Source organism: Bacteroidales bacterium (assembly GCA_023228145.1).
Taxonomy (GTDB): Bacteria; Bacteroidota; Bacteroidia; order Bacteroidales; family CAIWKO01; genus CAIWKO01.
The window spans coordinates 20038-37305 of the sequence record JALOBU010000013.1 but is presented as its reverse complement, the minus strand read 5'-3'; the positions used below and the strand labels follow the sequence as shown (position 1 = coordinate 37305).

At 36.7% G+C, this 17268-nt stretch carries 16 protein-coding genes and 1 other RNA gene; 9 read left to right on the top strand and 8 right to left on the bottom strand.

Annotation, left to right across the window (positions count from 1 at the left end):
- Positions 1-47 precede the first annotated feature (47 nt).
- The 5 genes from M0R16_08000 to M0R16_07980 all read right to left on the bottom strand — a co-directional run bounded on the left by M0R16_08000 (position 48) and on the right by M0R16_07980 (position 3147).
- Entirely contained in the window at positions 48-320 is a 273-nt protein-coding gene (locus M0R16_08000; protein ID MCK9612830.1) for an HU family DNA-binding protein, read from the bottom strand.
- A gap of 181 nt (positions 321-501) precedes the next feature.
- The gene (gene fmt / locus M0R16_07995; GenBank protein ID MCK9612829.1) at positions 502-1467 is read right to left on the bottom strand and encodes a methionyl-tRNA formyltransferase; all 966 of its coding nucleotides are present in this window, start codon (positions 1465-1467) and stop codon (positions 502-504) included.
- A 14-nt stretch (positions 1468-1481) separates the two neighbouring features.
- Positions 1482-2021: a 6,7-dimethyl-8-ribityllumazine synthase gene (gene ribH / locus M0R16_07990; GenBank protein MCK9612828.1), complete on the bottom strand. Its 540-nt coding sequence runs from the start codon at positions 2019-2021 to the stop codon at positions 1482-1484.
- Positions 1993-2685 carry a tetratricopeptide repeat protein gene (locus tag M0R16_07985; GenBank protein MCK9612827.1) on the bottom strand — a complete coding sequence of 231 codons (693 nt, stop codon included), beginning with the start codon at positions 2683-2685 and terminating at the stop codon, positions 1993-1995. Before M0R16_07985 ends, ribH begins: the two co-directional genes overlap by 29 nt.
- A gap of 78 nt (positions 2686-2763) precedes the next feature.
- Positions 2764-3147: a DUF6265 family protein gene (locus M0R16_07980; GenBank protein ID MCK9612826.1), complete on the bottom strand. Its 384-nt coding sequence runs from the start codon at positions 3145-3147 to the stop codon at positions 2764-2766.
- A 151-nt stretch (positions 3148-3298) separates the two neighbouring features.
- On the opposite strand from M0R16_07980, the gene M0R16_07975 reads away from it, so the two are divergent.
- Positions 3299-3772 (top strand): PaaI family thioesterase, encoded by a 474-nt coding sequence (locus tag M0R16_07975; GenBank protein MCK9612825.1) that lies wholly within the window; start codon positions 3299-3301, stop codon positions 3770-3772.
- 71 nt (positions 3773-3843) lie between these two features.
- On the top strand, positions 3844-4956 hold the full coding sequence (locus tag M0R16_07970) for a hypothetical protein (protein MCK9612824.1): 1113 nt from the start codon (positions 3844-3846) through the stop codon (positions 4954-4956).
- A gap of 17 nt (positions 4957-4973) precedes the next feature.
- On the opposite strand, the gene M0R16_07965 is transcribed toward M0R16_07970, so the two are convergent.
- On the bottom strand, positions 4974-5933 hold the full coding sequence (locus tag M0R16_07965) for a glycosyltransferase family 2 protein (GenBank protein MCK9612823.1): 960 nt from the start codon (positions 5931-5933) through the stop codon (positions 4974-4976).
- Positions 5934-5943: 10 nt separating this feature from the next.
- The gene (locus M0R16_07960; protein ID MCK9612822.1) at positions 5944-6525 is read right to left on the bottom strand and encodes a DUF4199 domain-containing protein; all 582 of its coding nucleotides are present in this window, start codon (positions 6523-6525) and stop codon (positions 5944-5946) included.
- A gap of 69 nt (positions 6526-6594) precedes the next feature.
- On the opposite strand from M0R16_07960, the gene ffs reads away from it, so the two are divergent.
- From ffs to M0R16_07925, 7 genes are all read left to right on the top strand, one after another.
- Positions 6595-6693, top strand: an RNA gene (gene ffs, locus M0R16_07955) — signal recognition particle sRNA small type.
- Between the two features lie 13 nt (positions 6694-6706).
- Positions 6707-7324, top strand: a complete 618-nt coding sequence (locus M0R16_07950; GenBank protein MCK9612821.1) for an L-threonylcarbamoyladenylate synthase — start codon at positions 6707-6709, stop codon at positions 7322-7324.
- A gap of 7 nt (positions 7325-7331) precedes the next feature.
- The gene (locus M0R16_07945) at positions 7332-7661 is read left to right on the top strand and encodes a cupin domain-containing protein (protein MCK9612820.1); all 330 of its coding nucleotides are present in this window, start codon (positions 7332-7334) and stop codon (positions 7659-7661) included.
- Between the two features lie 155 nt (positions 7662-7816).
- Positions 7817-8599 (top strand): triose-phosphate isomerase, encoded by a 783-nt coding sequence (tpiA, locus tag M0R16_07940; protein ID MCK9612819.1) that lies wholly within the window; start codon positions 7817-7819, stop codon positions 8597-8599.
- Positions 8599-9429 carry a 50S ribosomal protein L11 methyltransferase gene (gene prmA, locus M0R16_07935; protein MCK9612818.1) on the top strand — a complete coding sequence of 277 codons (831 nt, stop codon included), beginning with the start codon at positions 8599-8601 and terminating at the stop codon, positions 9427-9429. Before tpiA ends, prmA begins: the two co-directional genes overlap by 1 nt.
- A gap of 10 nt (positions 9430-9439) precedes the next feature.
- Positions 9440-13963: a hypothetical protein gene (locus M0R16_07930; protein ID MCK9612817.1), complete on the top strand. Its 4524-nt coding sequence runs from the start codon at positions 9440-9442 to the stop codon at positions 13961-13963.
- Positions 13964-13990: 27 nt separating this feature from the next.
- On the top strand, positions 13991-15460 hold the full coding sequence (locus tag M0R16_07925; protein MCK9612816.1) for an aminotransferase class V-fold PLP-dependent enzyme: 1470 nt from the start codon (positions 13991-13993) through the stop codon (positions 15458-15460).
- 46 nt (positions 15461-15506) lie between these two features.
- Here the strand turns inward: M0R16_07925 and M0R16_07920 are convergent, their stop codons facing one another.
- The gene (locus M0R16_07920) at positions 15507-17033 is read right to left on the bottom strand and encodes a DUF1846 domain-containing protein (GenBank protein MCK9612815.1); all 1527 of its coding nucleotides are present in this window, start codon (positions 17031-17033) and stop codon (positions 15507-15509) included.
- Positions 17034-17268: the final 235 nt, after the last annotated feature.

Sequence of the window (17268 nt, the reverse complement as noted above, 5' to 3'; positions counted from 1 at the left end):
AAAAAAGTCCCGGACTACTCCGGGACTTTCTTAAGCATGAAGCAATGTTACTTAACTTTTGCAGCTAATTCATTACCAGCTTTGAATTTTACCACTTTCTTGGCAGCGATTTTAATTTCTTTGCCGGTCTGTGGGTTACGGCCTTTTCTTGCAGCTCTTTTAGTTACTGCAAAAGAACCAAATCCAACTAATGCAACTCTGTCACCTTTTTTTAAAGCTACGGATGTTGCTTTAACGAAAGCGTCTAAAGCTTTTTTTGCATCAGCTTTTGTCATTCTGGCTTCACCAGCCATTGCTTCGATTAATTCTGCTTTGTTCATGTTTGAATTTTTTTAATTAAATGTTTTTAATTTAATTAAGGTTAATAATGCTGCAAAGATACTTGTTTTTTTCGATTTGTCAAGTTTTTTTTTCTGAAAATGCTTATTTTGTTAATAAAACAGGACTTTTGTTGAAAACTTTCCTCTGTAAACAAGACTTTCAGCGTTTAAGCGTTTGATTTTATCTTATTTTCCAACTGTTATTAAGCTTAAAGCCTCTGAGAAGCATATCAGTACACAATATTTTTTTTCCGGAGAGCTGTAATTCCTTTATATCAATGTATCCATCAGCAGCATATACCTTAATGTATTGACTATTGTCAGTTTCCAGATGACCAACCTCGAAATTATGAGTACAAACAGTATATTCAGAATGATAAATTTTGAATACAAATATTTTTCCTTCGGGGGATAATAATTCACTGTAAGCCCCCGGTAAATAGGCCAAACCTCGAATATGATTAAATATTTGTTTGCATGAACTACTCCAATTAATGCGGCAATTTTCTTTATAAATTTTAGGTGCTTTTTTTAATTCATTAACACCAATATTTAGTTTTTGTTGTGTTACTGTTGTATAACTGCCATCGAATATTAGTTTTAGCGTACTCATTACAAGTTCGGCGCCATTCACTTTCATGATATCGTAAAGCTCAGATGCAATCATCCTTTCAGAAATTTCTATTTTTTTCTGAAGAATGATATCTCCGCAATCAATTTTGTTAGTAAGAAAGAATGTGGTAAGCCCGGTTTCGTTCTCTCCGTTGATGATGGCCCAATTAATAGGTGCTGCACCACGATATTGCGGAAGTAATGATGCGTGAAGATTAAATGCACCTGTTTTGGGGATATTCAGTAATTCATCGGGAATTTTGCGGAAAGCAACAACAATAAATATATCCGGGTCAAGTTCTTTGAGAGTATTAATAAATTCTGCATCACCGAGATTTACAGGTTGAAAAACAGTTATGTGGTTTTCTATTGCTATTTTTTTTACAGGAGATTCTTTTATTTGCAATCCTCTGCCTGCCGGTTTGTCGGGAGTTGTAACAACCGCAACTATATTTAATTTTTCAGTGAGCAGTCTCTTAAGGGAAACTGCTGCAATCTCTGGAGTCCCCATAAATATAATTCGGGTTTTATTCATTCTGCAGGTTGTTGCTAAATATGTTCTGATTCCAGCCGGTCTCTCAGAAGAAGCATTTTTATAGCGGCAGCAGCAGCTTCAACGCCCTTGTTCCCATATTTTCCGTCGGCTCTTTCAAGGGCTTGCTGATAATTATTTGTTGTCAGCACTCCAAAAATGACAGGTATGTTAAAATCAAGATTTAACTGAGATATCTGATTGCTTACTGCCTGACAAATAAATTCAAAATGCCTGGTCTCTCCCTGAATAATGCATCCCAGGCAAATCACCGCGTCAACTTTTGAGTTTTCAATAAGGTATTGCGCTCCTAAAGGCAATTCAAAACTTCCGGGAACATAATGTATCAGGATGTTAGATTTTTTAATTTTATGCTTTATAAGCGTATCAACAGTTCCTTTGCATAAAGCCTCAGTTATCTCGTTATTCCATTCTGAAACTATTATACCCATTAAGGTATTTTGTGATAGTTTCCCATATATTTCTCCGAAATCAGAAAGGTTTTTCTTTTTACGGCCGGCTTTGGTATTATTTATTTTCGGATTTGCCTTTGGCATAAGCAATGTATTTTTCCACATCTCTGGCTTCGTAGCTTTTATGATGCTCTTTTTTTATTATTTCGTAAAGTTCAAGGGCTTTGTCATATTTATTTTGAGTTTCATAAGCCCAGGCTGCTTTCATCATAAAAAAAGAAGTGGTAAAATCATTTTTATCTTTCTCAACCGCTTTCAGATAAAATTCTATGGCTTTATCGGTGTCACCGAGTTCCATATAAGCATCGCCTGTAGCACCGATGGCCATAGGAGCAACAATATGGTCGTCTGCATCAAAATCTTTCAGGTAATCAATAGCAGTTTTAAATTCCCCTTTTTTTAAATAGCAAATCCCTAAGTAATATTTTGCAAGGTTTCCCTGTTTTGTTGAGCCATAATCATCAAGGATTTGAAGGAATCCGGGATTGGTGCCGTCGCCATTGATTGCCAGATCAAGGGAATCTTTTTCAAAATACATTTCAGCATAAAAAGACACTGACTGTGCTTCACGTTCTTTAGGGGCCAGAATGAATTTATTGTAAAGGAAAATTCCTCCTACGACAACCAGTATGCCTAAAAGAATATAAAATAATAAATTTTTGTTTTTTTCAAAAAATTGTTCTCCCCTGCTGAGGGCTTCTTCTACAGCAACAATTTTATCTTCGGTTTTATCGGATTTTTTTGCCATAAACTCAAATTTAGAGGTGCAAAGATAAATTTTTTTTCTCTATGAATAAGCTTTTACATTTTTTTTACAATAAACACATCATTTTGTAAGTTTTCTCAAATCATAACTTTCAACCGACCTTTCTTTGCCTTCAATCAGAATATTCATTATCAGTGGCCCTTTCTGAAAATATGTAATGCTGCTTTGTTCTGTGTTTCCGGGATTTTCAAAAATTATTTTATCTTTTGATATTTTTGTGAGTTTGTAAATATTTAGTTTGCCATTGCTTGAAATTTTACTTTTACTGCTTAAAAAAATATAATTTTCCCCTGCCCTGATATTCATAATATCATACAGAACGGTATCCAGTGATATTCGCATAATGCTTTCGCCTGCGTACAATGTGTCGCTAACCTTTGTCCAGTTTTCTTCGTAAATATATGTAGATGACATGATTTTCCATTTACCGGTAAGCCATTCCATTTTTTTGAAGGTAGCTATTTTTTGTATTGCAAGCTTTTTGGGGGTATTGCACGAAATAAATATTAAGGCAAAAAATAATAAATAAATACGCTTCATAAGCAACTTAATTTATGGCATAAAATTAAATGATATTTTTGTAAAAAGAGTTTTTATGAGAAAGATTAAAAATCCTTATGTTAAATTACCCGGGTTTTTCTGCTTCGGCTGTTCTCCTGAAAATAATTCCGGATTGCAGATGGAATTTTATGAAGATGAAGATTTTATATGTTGTGAGTGGCAAGCCCATAACATTTTTCAGGGATATAACAATGTTTTACATGGCGGTATTCAAGCAACCCTGATTGATGAAATTGCCAGTTGGGTTGTTCAGGTAAAACTTGAAACGACAGGAGTAACGAGCAGAATGGATATTAAATACCTTTACCCCGTATATATTGACTCAGGCCCGGTTCTTGTAAAAGCCAAATTCACCAAAAGTGTAAAGAATTTTGCTAAAATTGATGTGAAGTTATATAATTCAAAAAATGAATTGTGTTCGACTGCAGAAGTTGTATATTATATATTTGACCCAAAAGAAGCCCAGCAGGATTATTTTTACCCGGGAGCTGAAAATTTTTTTGAATAACACATCAAACTTTTTGAATATTATTTCCTGTCCAGCTAATTATTCATTATTTTTGAAAAAATATTTTGATATTGAAACGTTTTTTTCATATGATGGCAGCCGTTCTGATTACACTGACACTTGTCAGCTGGGGATATACAGGCCATTATAAAATCAGTTATAATTCGTCTTTGTCATTTTATACTCAAATGTCTCAATTTTATAACTGGACTCAATACATTGCTGATCACGCATCTGATGCAGACGATAGAAAAGAAAATGACCCGACTGAGGCACCAAAACATTATATTGATATTGACAATTATTTTGAATTTACGACCACACAAACTATTCCACAAACATGGGATTCTGTAATTGTAGCGCGTGGAATATACTTTGTTATGAATCAGGGAATTTTGCCCTGGGCAACACTCGCAACTTATGATTCTTTGAAAAAAGCCATGCAAAGAAATGACTGGGAAGAAGCAGTGTTTTATGCTGCAGATCTAGGGCACTATGTTGCTGACGGACACATGCCACTGCATATTACAAAAAATTACAACGGACAATACAGTGGTAACGATGGAATACATTCAAGATACGAATCTACGACGATAAATTACAATAACTCACAGATTGTTTATACAGGTGATACTGTAAAGATAATTGCAAACATCAATCAATATGTGTTTGATTATCTTTATGAAAACTATAAGCTGGTTGATTCTATTATAATTGCCGATGACCACGCAACAAGCCTCTCATCAAATTATTATTCATCCACTTACAAGGCCGCTCTCTGGAACAAAACCAAAAACTTCACAATAAGATTATTTAAGAATGCTTCTCACGCTATTGCCGAACTCATTTATAATGCCTGGCTTGAGGCCGGGTGTCCTGCTGTTGGTGTTGCTGGGATACTGGCAAACTCAAAACCTGACAATAATATGTTATTGAATAATTACCCTAATCCATTTAACACATACACAGATATTAGTTTTTTTGTCCCATCAAACTCAGAACATATTTTTTTAGAAGTTTATAATAGTATCGGGCATAAAATTTCAACTATCTCTCAAGGGGTACTTACAGAAGGCAATCATATGATGAGATGGGAACCCGCAGGTGTCAAACAGGGCGTATTTTTTCTTGTTTTACGCAGCAGGAATTTTTTTGTATCTAAAAAAGTGGCACTAATATTTTAATTTGATAATGTATATTATCATGAAATATTCAAACGTTTTTCAATATGATATTTGTTGCGGTCGTGTGAGCTGCGGGCTACCATTTCGGCCAGAAAACCAGTTAAAAATAGCTGAGTTCCAAGTATCATTGCCACCAAGCCAATATAAAAATAGGGGCTGTCGGTTACCAAAGGGGCTTTTATCCCGGAGTTGAGGTAATAGATTTTCTGAATACCAATGCCAACTGCAGCAGCCATACCTAAAATAAACATGATGGTCCCGACGGTGCCAAAAAGATGCATGGGTTTTTTGCCGAATTTGGAAACAAACATGATAGACAAAAGGTCAAGCGGGCCGTTCATAAAGCGGTTCATTCCGAATTTTGAAGTGCCGTATTTACGTTTGCGGTGTTCCACCACTTTCTCTCCGATTTTTTTAAATCCTGCCCATTTGGCTATCACAGGAATATAGCGGTGCATTTCACCATAGACTTCGATAGTTTTCACAACATTCAAGCGGTATGCTTTCAGGCCGCAATTATGATCGTGTAACTTCACTCCCGACATACGACTGGTCATCCAGTTGTAAAATTTCGAGGGAATGTTTTTTGATAAAGATGGGTCATGGCGTACTTTTTTCCACCCCGAAACCATGTCGAAATTATCTTCAACAATCATCCTGTATAATCCGGGAATTTCTTCAGGGCTGTCCTGCAGGTCGGCGTCCATGGTAATTACAACATCGCCCTGTGCCGCTTCAAAACCTACATTTAGCGCTGCCGACTTGCCATAATTTCTGCGGAATTTAATCCCTTTAATATTGGTATTGATAGTAGAAAGTTTTTCTATTACATTCCATGAATCATCATTGCTTCCGTCATCAACCAGAATAATTTCGTATATATATTTCTGTTCCTCGGCAACACGGTTTATCCAACTGCAAAGCTCAGGCAAAGATTCTTCTTCGTTAAATAAGGGTACTATGATTGAAAGATTCATCACAATATGATTATAATACTTCGGTAATTTTTTCTTTTCTGCGCACAAATAAAGCAGAAATAGCTGCCAGAATAACTGATGTAATAGTGTTGTTTATTAAACTTCTGACCATTATATTTACCGGCTTTGTATTTTCCAGCATTTTTCCAATGATGTTTTCTTTTTCATCATCAGGAATATATTGATTCTCAGAAATGACTTCTATAGCTTTCTGTGCTTCATTTGTGGCACGTTCAGGGTCGAAAAAATAATAAAAAAGAAAATAATAAATTGTTAAAACAATAACCATAACGACTGCCATCGACAGGCAAAAAACAAAAGCCCTGGAGTAATTAATGTATCCGTTATGTAATTGATTTCTGTATTTCCTGCCGCCCCCTATAAAGAAGCTGAAATACAAAGCCAAAGAAACCAGTAAAACAAAAAAACCGAAAAACATTCCCAAGCCTGATAAATCAAAAATATACATAATTAAATCGAAAAGTATTAAAGAGCCGGCAAGCATCAACCCATGCTTAATGGCATATTTAAGTTTCTCTTTGTTTTTATTTACAGGCTGAAATTCTGTTCTGGTATTAATATTTTGTTCCATAGGTAAAAGTTTGTTAGAGCAAAAATAATAAAATTATACTGTTTGATGATTTTTTTTTACATTTGCAGCGGGTAAGTCTTATACGACCAGCTCCTGCAAACTCCCCCAGGACCGGAAGGTAGCAAGGGTAAGTGGTTGTAGCGGTGCGATGTAAGTAACTTACCCATTTTTATACAAACACATGTTACTAAAAATCTACCCTCAAAATCCATCCGAACGCTGTATCAGGACTGTGGTGGAATGTATTCAAAACGGAGGCATCATTATTTATCCTACCGATACCGTTTACGGGCTGGCATGTGATATCTACAAACCCAAAGCCATTGAGCGCATAGCGCGCCTTAAAGGCGTCAATCCTCAAAAAGCCAATTTTTCATTCATCTGTTATGACCTCAGTCACTTGTCGGAATATACTAAACCTATATCTACACCTGTTTATAAGCTTATGCGTAAAGCCCTGCCTGGGCCTTTCACCTTCATTCTTGAAGCCAACAACAAAGTCCCGAGTATTTTCCAAAGCAAAAAGAAAACCATAGGTATTCGTGTTCCGGATAACAATATTGCGAAAGAAATTGTACGAATACTCGGTAACCCTATCATGTCAACCTCCATACACGACGAAGACGAAATTATTGAATACACCACCGACCCCGAATTGATACACGAAAAATTCAGCAAACTGGTAGATATTGTTATTGACGGCGGCTATGGCGATAATGAAGCCTCTACGGTGGTTGACTGCACCACGGGTGAGCCTGTGCTTGTGCGACAGGGAAAAGGAATAATTGAAGAACTTTAATAAAAAAATGGAACTCCACGAAGGGAATATTTTCAAACATTCTTTAACCGAAAAAAAAGAAATCTTCAATACTCTTTTTTCAGGTAATAATATTAAAATAGAACAGATTATTTCTTCTGGTCAAACATCACCTGCCGATGGCTGGTTCGACCAGAAAGAAATCGAATGGGTGATCCTGCTTGAAGGTGCAGCAACGCTGGAATTTGAAAATAACAGCATCAAACATCTCCACAAAGGCGATTATTTATACATTCCTGCACATTGCAGGCACAAAGTTATTTACACTTCCGCTGAACCAAATTGTATTTGGCTTGCCGTGTTTTTTAATGATAAATAATATCTTTTTCGAATAATTTAAACAATTAAGTTTCAAATCCCCAAAGCAGAAATTTCAGTTATCCGTTAATAAAATTCTGATATTTTTTTTAATTTTCATAAAAATAGTAAGCTGTTAAACTGTATTTTTGCTAATACAGTTAAACATCCAAAATCATGCGAAAAAAAATTGTAGCCGGCAACTGGAAAATGAACAAAACATTACCGGAAGCACAACAGCTTATTGAAGAAATAACCTCCATGCTATCCGGCGCTGAAGAAAAGCGTTTTCATGAGAACATACTTATCATCCTGTCGCCGCCATTTCCGTATCTTGCTTTATGCAAAGAATTAACAAAAGGATATAAAGGAATATTCGTCGCCGCTCAAAACTGCCATACTGAAGAAAAAGGCGCTTATACCGGAGAAGTATCTGCCGCTATGATACAATCCACGGGGGCAAAATTTGTCATTATTGGCCATTCGGAACGAAGACAGTATTTTCATGAAAACAGTGCAACCTTACTTAAAAAAGTTGAAATAGCCTTAAAATATAATTTAGTTCCAATATTTTGCATAGGGGAAGTTATAGGAGAAAGAAAATCAAATAAATTTTTTGAAGTAGTGAGGCGGCAGCTCAACGAAACAGTGTTTAAATTAAATGAAAGTGATTTTCGCAGGATAATCATCGCCTATGAACCTGTGTGGGCTATCGGTACCGGCCTGAACGCTACACCTGAACAGGCACAGGAAATGCATTCGTTTATCAGGAGACTGATTGATGTTAAATTCGGGAGAAAAACAGCGCAAAATATGACATTACTTTATGGTGGCAGTTGCAATGCACAAAACGCACGGGAGCTTTTTGCAATGACAGATGTCGACGGAGGACTTATCGGCGGTGCATCTCTTAAAGCCGGGGATTTTATCAGCATCGTAAAATCATTACCGGTAGAATAATGAATTATACAGAAGTGTCATACACTGTTTTCCCTCAAAGGTACTCCGATATTGTTATGGCTGCTTTTGCAGACTATGGTTTTGAAAGCTTTGAGGAAAAAGAAAGTAACTTCTCGGCTTATATCCCTCAAGTTAATTTTAATAAAGATACTTTTAAAGAGCTTGATATCTTTCGAAACCCTGAAATAAAAATTGAATACGAGTTTAAAACCATACAATCGCAAAATTGGAATGCCTTATGGGAAAGTAATTTTGAACCTGTAGTTATTGAAGATATTTGTTATATAAGGGCTCCGTTTCATCCTGCTAAAAAAGGCATGACGTATGAAATTATTATTGAACCTAAAATGTCTTTTGGAACCGGGCATCACGAAACTACGACAATGATGGTTAAATTGCTGCTTGAACAAAATATCGCAGACAAAAACGTTCTTGACGTAGGATGCGGAACTGCCTTACTGGCAATACTTGCCTGTAAAATTGGAGCCGCTCATATCACTGCCATTGACAACGAAGAATGGGCATTTCAAAATGCAAAGGAAAATATTTTGCACAATAACACATCACAGATTGAAGTGCTGTATGGAAATATTTCCATGCTATTAAACCGGCATTATGATTTTATTCTTGCAAATATTAACCGTAATGTGCTTCTTGATGAAATACCTTCTTATAGTAATTGCCTGGACACAAACGGGCTTATTATCTTAAGCGGTTTTTACGAAACCGACCTTGGTATCATCAATAAAAAAGCTTCACAATTTGCTTTAAAATTTTTACGTTATATAAACACGAATAACTGGTGTGCTTCGGTTTATAAAAAAGAATAATTATGTTATTATGAAAAAATATATTCTCTCTGCACTTTTATTATTGACCTCATTACCTATGCTTGCACAGCCGGGAAAGAAATTCTCTGAAGAACCGGCAACATTTATTAAAGAGCTCACGGATATGTTTCAATCGGTTTCATCCAGCGAACTAAAAGATGCCGGAAAAACTCTTATGACAGAGTTTTCTGATTTGTGGCTGAACAACAAATTTGACAAGGAAGAAAAAGACTCTATTTACGAAATCTGCAATGTAATGCTGAAACGAAAAATGAAACCCTATCCTAACTTTCTGGAATATCTTCGGGCATGTATTAATTTTCACAACTCCAACCTGCCATCAGAAAGCTATCAGGAGTGGCAATACAGCTTACGTAAACTTGCAGGCATGACCAACAGCATCCGTTTTATGGCTGTACTTGATGCCACCAACCTGATGCTTAAAAAAAACTACCTTTATGAAACAAAACTTGTTTGCTGGAAAGCTAATACATCCGACTATATTTATAAATACGACTCCATTCCTTATTTTGAATTTCCATCCCTTGACCTCACCTGTGTCAAAAAAAATGACAGCACTTGCATCTATGGCACTCAGGGAAGATTCTATCCTACCCTAAACAAATGGATTGGAAAAAACGGAAATGTTTATTGGGACAGGGTTGGCATTGCATGGGAAGAAGTCCATGCTGAAATTCATAAGTCATACGAAATACAACTCACTAAGTCGGAATTTGATGTGGACACCGTTACTTTTTATAACACAATTTTTTTTCAGCGCCCGCTTATAGGAAGCCTTTCAGAAAAAGTTTTTGCCGATGTAAGTGAAGAACGTATTTCATACCCCCGTTTCACCTCTTTTGAAAACCGTCTTGAGCTTAAAGAAATCTTCAAGGATGTTGATTTTGAGGGCGGTTTTGCCATGCACGGTGAAAAGCTTATTGGGAAAGGTACTGCAGAACAAAACGCCTACATTTATATTAAGAAAGACAATAAGCGCTTTGTAAAATGCTCATCCAAAGGGTTCATAATGCGCAAAAACACTATAAATTCCGACCGTGCTGCTATAGTAATTTATATTGGTAACGACTCCATTTTTCACCCCGGACTTACAATGAAATTCAATAATGAAGAAAGAGAGTTAAGCATGATTCGTGACAATATTGGCATAACAAAAAGCCCTTACGTCAATACTTACCACAAGCTTGATATGTATTTCGAAGCGCTATACTGGAAACTTGACCAGCCTCTGATTGACTTTACACATATCAGGGGGGCTGAAAGTGAAAGCAATGCCGTTTTTGAATCCGACAATTATTATAATGAGCTCAGATGGGAAAAACTCAGGGGTATGGATGAAGTGCACCCCCTGGTTTTGCTGAAACAAATTGCTGACCAGAAAGGGACAAAAACTTTTACCGAAGCCGATGTGGTAAGAAAGATGAAAATCAACAAAGAACAGGTGCAGGTGATGCTTTATAACTTTGCGGAAAAGGGATTTATTGTTTATAATTTCGAAGAAGGAATTGTTGCTTTAAAAGACCGTATCTATAATTATATTAATGCCAAAGCCGGAAAAACAGATTACGACGTAATACAATTTAACTCCATCATATCATCCAAAAGTAATGGCACTCTTAACCTGCTTAATAATGAACTGAAACTTCGGGGAGTGGCACGTATTTACCTTAGTGATTCTCAATTTGTGTACGTTGACCCTTACGAACAGGAAGTCATACTCAGGAAAAACAGAGATTTCACCTTTGATGGAAGGGTACATGCCGGACTGTTTGATTTCTATGGAAAAAAATTCCAGTTCAGTTATGATAAATTTAAGTTCGACATGGACATGATTGACTCTATGAGCTTTAAGGTTCAAGACCGGTCAAAACCTACTGACATCTACGGACACCACCCCCTTGTAAAAGTTAGAACAGTGATAGAAAACCTTACCGGAGAAATCCTTATAGACCATCCCAACAACAAATCCGGTTTGAAACCTTTTGCCGATTATCCATCGTTCATTAGCAAAAAAGATGCTTATGTTTATTATGACAAACCATTCATTTTCAACAAAGTCTATTCCCGTGATCGTTTTTACTACCGTTTGCTGCCGTTCCGTATTGACACTCTTGATAATTATGAAAGCGAAAGAAAGCAATTTAAGGGATACCTCGTCTCTGCAGGTATTTTTCCCGATATAACAGAACCATTAAAAGTTCAACCTGATTATTCACTGGGCTTTGTGATTACCACGCCGAAAGAAGGATTCAAAGCATACAGCGGGAAAGGCACTTATGACTCAATAATTGACCTTAGCTATAAAGGATTCCTTGGGAAAGGCACCCTGAAATACCTCACTTCAGTAACACGTTCAAACGATATCATCTTTTTCCCCGACTCAATGCTTGCTAATGCTTATCAATATACCATTGCCGAAAAAAACACTCCGGTTGAGTATCCAGCGGTATATGCTGAAGATGTAAAAGTAAGATGGCACCCCTATTATGATGTTATGAATGTTTATCAAAGTTCAAAACCTATTGACCTTTTTGCCAATAACACCATACTTAAAGGAGGGTTATCATTATCTCCCAAAGGTTTATCAGCTAATGGAATCATGATTTTTGGAAAAGTGGAAATGCAATCGAAGAATTATAAATTAAGGCACCATGCTTTTAATTCCGATACAACAAATGTTAAATTTAAAACACCGGATTTAAACGAATTGGTGCTAAAAACCGATAACTTCAATGTAGATATTGATTTCGACAAACAACTGGGAAAATTCAAATCAAATGATGAAAACTCAAAAATTACTTTTCCTTTTAACAACTATGCTTGCTTTATGTATAACTTCGACTGGTATATGGATAAAGACAAACTGATGTTACAAAGCAGCCTGAAAAATGACTATTCCTACTTAAAAAATAAAACACTGATGGAACTTGCTGACGAAGAATTTACAGAATCTTATTTTGTTTCTGAATACCCGACACAGGATTCTCTTAATTTTTATGCGCCGACAGCTTATTATCACCTCACGGAAAATATCATTTATACAAATGATGTCCCGGTAATTCATGTTGCTGACGCTGCTATTTTCCCTGATTCTGGCAAAGTAACCATACTGAAAAGAGCTGAAATGCTGACTTTAAAAAACGCAAAAATTATTGCCAATACCGATTTGAAATATTACTACCTCTATGATGTTACGGCAGATATTCTTTCACGAAAAATTTATAAAGGTTCCGGGTATCTTGATTATGTTGACGAACTGAAGGAAAATCAAAAAATATTTATGCACGCCATCGAAGTGGATAAATCGGGACAAAGCGTTGCTTATGGCGACATAAAAGAAGAAACCGGTTTTACCCTTAGTCCATACTTTACTTTTGCAGGTAAAGTTACCATGAGTGCGGGGAATGACTTTCTGAATTTCGATGGAGGGGCCGGAATAAAACACGATTGTGATACTATGCCGCGCCGCCTGTTGCGCTTTACAAGTGATATTGACCCCGAAAATGTAGCTATACCTATTGGTGAAAAACCTAAAGAATACGTCAAAGGAACAACAGGAAATGAATTGGGCATGGGTTTATATATTGGAGATGATTCAACAATGGTTTATGCGGCATTCCAGCAATATAAAAATCGTTTTAACGATGGAGAAGTAATTACTGCCTCAGGACAAATAACCTATGACAAAGAAACACAAAGATATTATGTAGGGCCGTTAATTGATTCCTCAGCCAAATACATTCCGGCAGCCAACTATATTTATCTTGACCGTAAAAACTGTGAAATATTCGGAGAAGGGAAAGTGAATCTCGGAGCCAACCTCGGCAGGGTTAATCTGGAGTCTTATGGCACAGTAAAAAATAACCTGATTGACAAAAACACCTTTTTTGACTTGACCCTGAATCTTGATTTTTTCTTTGAAAAAGACGCCTGGCAAATGTTTGCTTCTGAAATAATCAATGATGGGAACCTCGAACCCGCTGACCCGTCAGAAGATAAATTTTATAATGCCATGCGCTTTATGGTTGGACCAAAAAAAGCCGACGACCTTATCAGTCAACTCAGTTTAGCAGGAAGATTTAAAAATATTCCCGATGAAATGAAGCACACCCTGGTGATTTCAGATATTAAATTTAAATGGAACCCCAAGTCGCGCTCCCTTGTATCCGAAGGCTCAATCGGCATAACCATGATGAACGAAAATCAGGTTAACAAATATGTTGATGGTTCTATCGAAATTTCCCGCAAAAGAAGCGGGAGCATTATCAATATGTATTTTGAAGTGGAGAACGACTGGTATTATTTCAACTACGCACAGAATAAATTCCAATCATATTCTTCCAAAAAAACTTATAACGACCTTTTGAAAGAAGCGATGAGCAAGAATAAAAATATTCTCAAAGCAGAAGACAAAATGCCACAGTATGCTTTTATAATCTCCACCGAAAAACGTAAAAAAGATTTTCTAAAAAAAATCGGTGCAGATGAAGAAAAAGAAAATGATGATGAGTAAATTGTAACATTAATATTTAATCTTTAAATGACCTCTCTTGAAAAACATTTTGCTGCTTTCAAAAAAAACATCATTGGAAACGATTTGATTTTTGAAACGCCTTACGGGAAAGTTAAAATGATATATGCCGACTGGATTGCCAGCGGTAGGCTGTATCAACCTATTGAAAAAAAAATTACACACAATTTCGGGCCTTATGTAGGAAACACGCACACGGAAACTACTAAAACAGGCACCCTGATGACTCTTTCATACCATCTGGCACATCATAAGATAAAAGAACACGTAAATGCCTCCTCCAACGATGTTATTATCACTGCAGGCTTTGGTATGACAGCCGTTGTCAATAAACTACAGCGCATTCTTGGTTTACGCAGCTGCGGGATGATAAACAAAAGCAAATGCATTCAACAAAGGGAAAAACCGGTGGTGTTTATTACCCACATGGAACATCATTCCAACCATACATCATGGTATGAAACGAATGCGGATGTCATTTTGGTAAGCCCTGGCAAAGACTTGCTTGTGGACCTGAATCAATTGGAAAAAGAACTTAAAAAGTACAAAAACCGTAAATTCAAGATAGGTTCCTTCACAGCGTGTTCAAATGTAACAGGAATAACAACTCCTTATCATGCAATGGCAAAACTTATGCATCAATATGGCGGAGTTTGCTTTGTTGATTTTGCTGCTTCGGCACCTTACTGCGACATCAATATGCATCCCGCCGACCCTTTTGAAAAACTCGATGCCATATATTTTTCACCACATAAATTTCTTGGTGGCCCCGGCAGTTCAGGGGTACTGATTTTTGATTCATCATTATACCCTAACTATGCGCCCGACCAACCCGGGGGCGGCACCGTTGACTGGACTAACCCCTGGGGGCAATACAAATACATTGACGATATTGAAGCCCGTGAAGACGGAGGAACTCCTGGATTTATACAGGCTATCCGGACAGCATTATGTATTGAGCTGAAAAATAAAATGGGCACTCTAAATATGATGAAACGCGAAGAAGAATTGCTTAAAATAGCTTTTTCCAAACTTCCGAAAATTCCCGGCATTCATATCCTCGCTGATAATATCAGGCATAGGCTTGGTGTAATTTCTTTTTATATTGACGGGTTACATTATAACCTTGCTGTAAAACTGCTTAACGACCGTTTTGGAATTCAAGTGCGAGGCGGCTGTGCCTGTGCAGGAACTTATGGGCATTTTCTGCTTGATGTCAGTTACCAGAAATCCAAACATATAACTTCCAAAATCACTCATGGCGACCTTTCTGAAAAGCCCGGGTGGATCCGCCTGTCCTTACACCCAACCATGTCCAACACAGAACTATATTTTATAATTGATGCGATTAATAAAGTAGCGAAAAACTTTAAAAAATGGTCAGAAAACTATAAATACTTCCCAAAAACAAATGAGTTTAAGTGCATTAATACATTTGAAAATGACAATGTTTTACTTCAAAAATGGTTCAACATTTAAGTCATAATAAATCGAACAGATGGTTTAAACACAACTACCAATAAATTCATTCGCTTATAAATAGGCTTTTGCTTGAATATTCAGGGTCGCAGGTCAGGTTTACTTTCAATTTTCTCAGTCCCGCTTCATCGCCAAGAGTTGGGATGTGAGTCAGGTGAACTTCACAATAACGCAGATGCTTTAGTTTTTCCATTGCCATCTGTGCGGCAGGATTTGATATAGCGCTTATCCCAAGCGCTATAAGCGTTTCATCCAAATTCAGGCTGACCATTTTACCATTTAAAATATCTTTTTTAAGATAAGTTACCGAGTCAATAATGTTCTGGGGTATGAGGCACATACTATCGGGCAGGCCCGCAAGATATTTTGAGGCGTTTAATATCAAGCTTGAAGAGGCATGGAGAAGCGGAGAATTTTTACCGGTTATAATGGTGCCGTCATTTAATTCAATAGAAGCTCCGCAAAATAAACCTGCATTTCCTTTTCCACTTTCCATTGCACTTTTTGCAGCTTCCCTTGCAGGGAGCACAACCTTCCTGTCTTCAACATGTGCACCAACTTTTTTCATTATATTGTTGATATGCTCAAGAGTGTCTTTATCTATAAGGCCTAAAGCATACTCCACAGCGCACCTGAAATATCTGCGAATAACTTCCTGATGAGCAGCTTCGGAAATAACATCTTCATTAACAATCCCAGAGCTTGCCCGGTTAACACCCATATCCGTGGGAGATTTATACATGGATTCTCCTCCCGTTATTTTTTCAAGTATCCTTTTCAGAAGATGAAACGCTTCAATATCACGGTTATAGTTAACGACTTCAACATTATAAGCTTTCAGATGGTGTGTATCAATCATGTTAACATCTTTCAGATCTGCTGTTGCAGCTTCATAAGCAACATTAACCTTATGTTGTAATGGCAAGTCCCAGATTGGAAATGTTTCAAATTTTGCATACCCGGCTTTGACTCCTTTTTTATATTCATGGTACAGGTTGCACAGGCATGTTCCAAGTTTGCCACTGCCAGGACCGGGACCAGTTACAATCACAATGGGATGTGTTGTGCAGATGTATTCATTAGCACCATATCCCTGGTCACTTACTATCAGGTCAACATCTGTTGGATACCCTTTTGTAGGGTAATGTAAATATACCTTTACCCCTCTTAACTCTAATTTGTTTTTAAAGGATCTTGCAGTAGGCTGGTTCTGATAGCGGGTAATAACCACAGCCGTAACATCCAAGCCCCATTCCCTGAAATCATCTATGGTTTTCAGTGCATCCACATCATAAGTAATTCCGAAGTCTGCCCTTATTTTTTTTCTCTCAATATCTCCTGCATGAATACACATGATTACATCAATTTTGTCTTTTAAAAGTTGAAGTAATCTCATTTTTACATTGGGGTCAAATCCCGGTAATACTCTTGCTGCATGATAATCATAAAGAATTTTACCTCCGAATTCCAAATATAATTTATCGTCAAAGCGGCTTACCCGTTCAAGAATAGCTGTAGTTTGTTCCTTAAGGTATTCCTCATTATCAAAACCAATGTGTTTAATTCTATCCATTATCTTATCAAAAATAAATTGTCATCAGACAGCAATATTAATAAAAATTTAAATCAGGGTTCAATACAATCAGGCAAAAAAACCAACAATTATTTAACAAATTACCTTTAATAACTCTAAAAATTTCTTACAATCAGAACATAATGAGCAAAAGCATTTGCTATAAGGTGTATTATGCTGTTAATAAAATAATGAATATGGTCTTTCACGATATTTCTTTTATGTTTTAATTTGT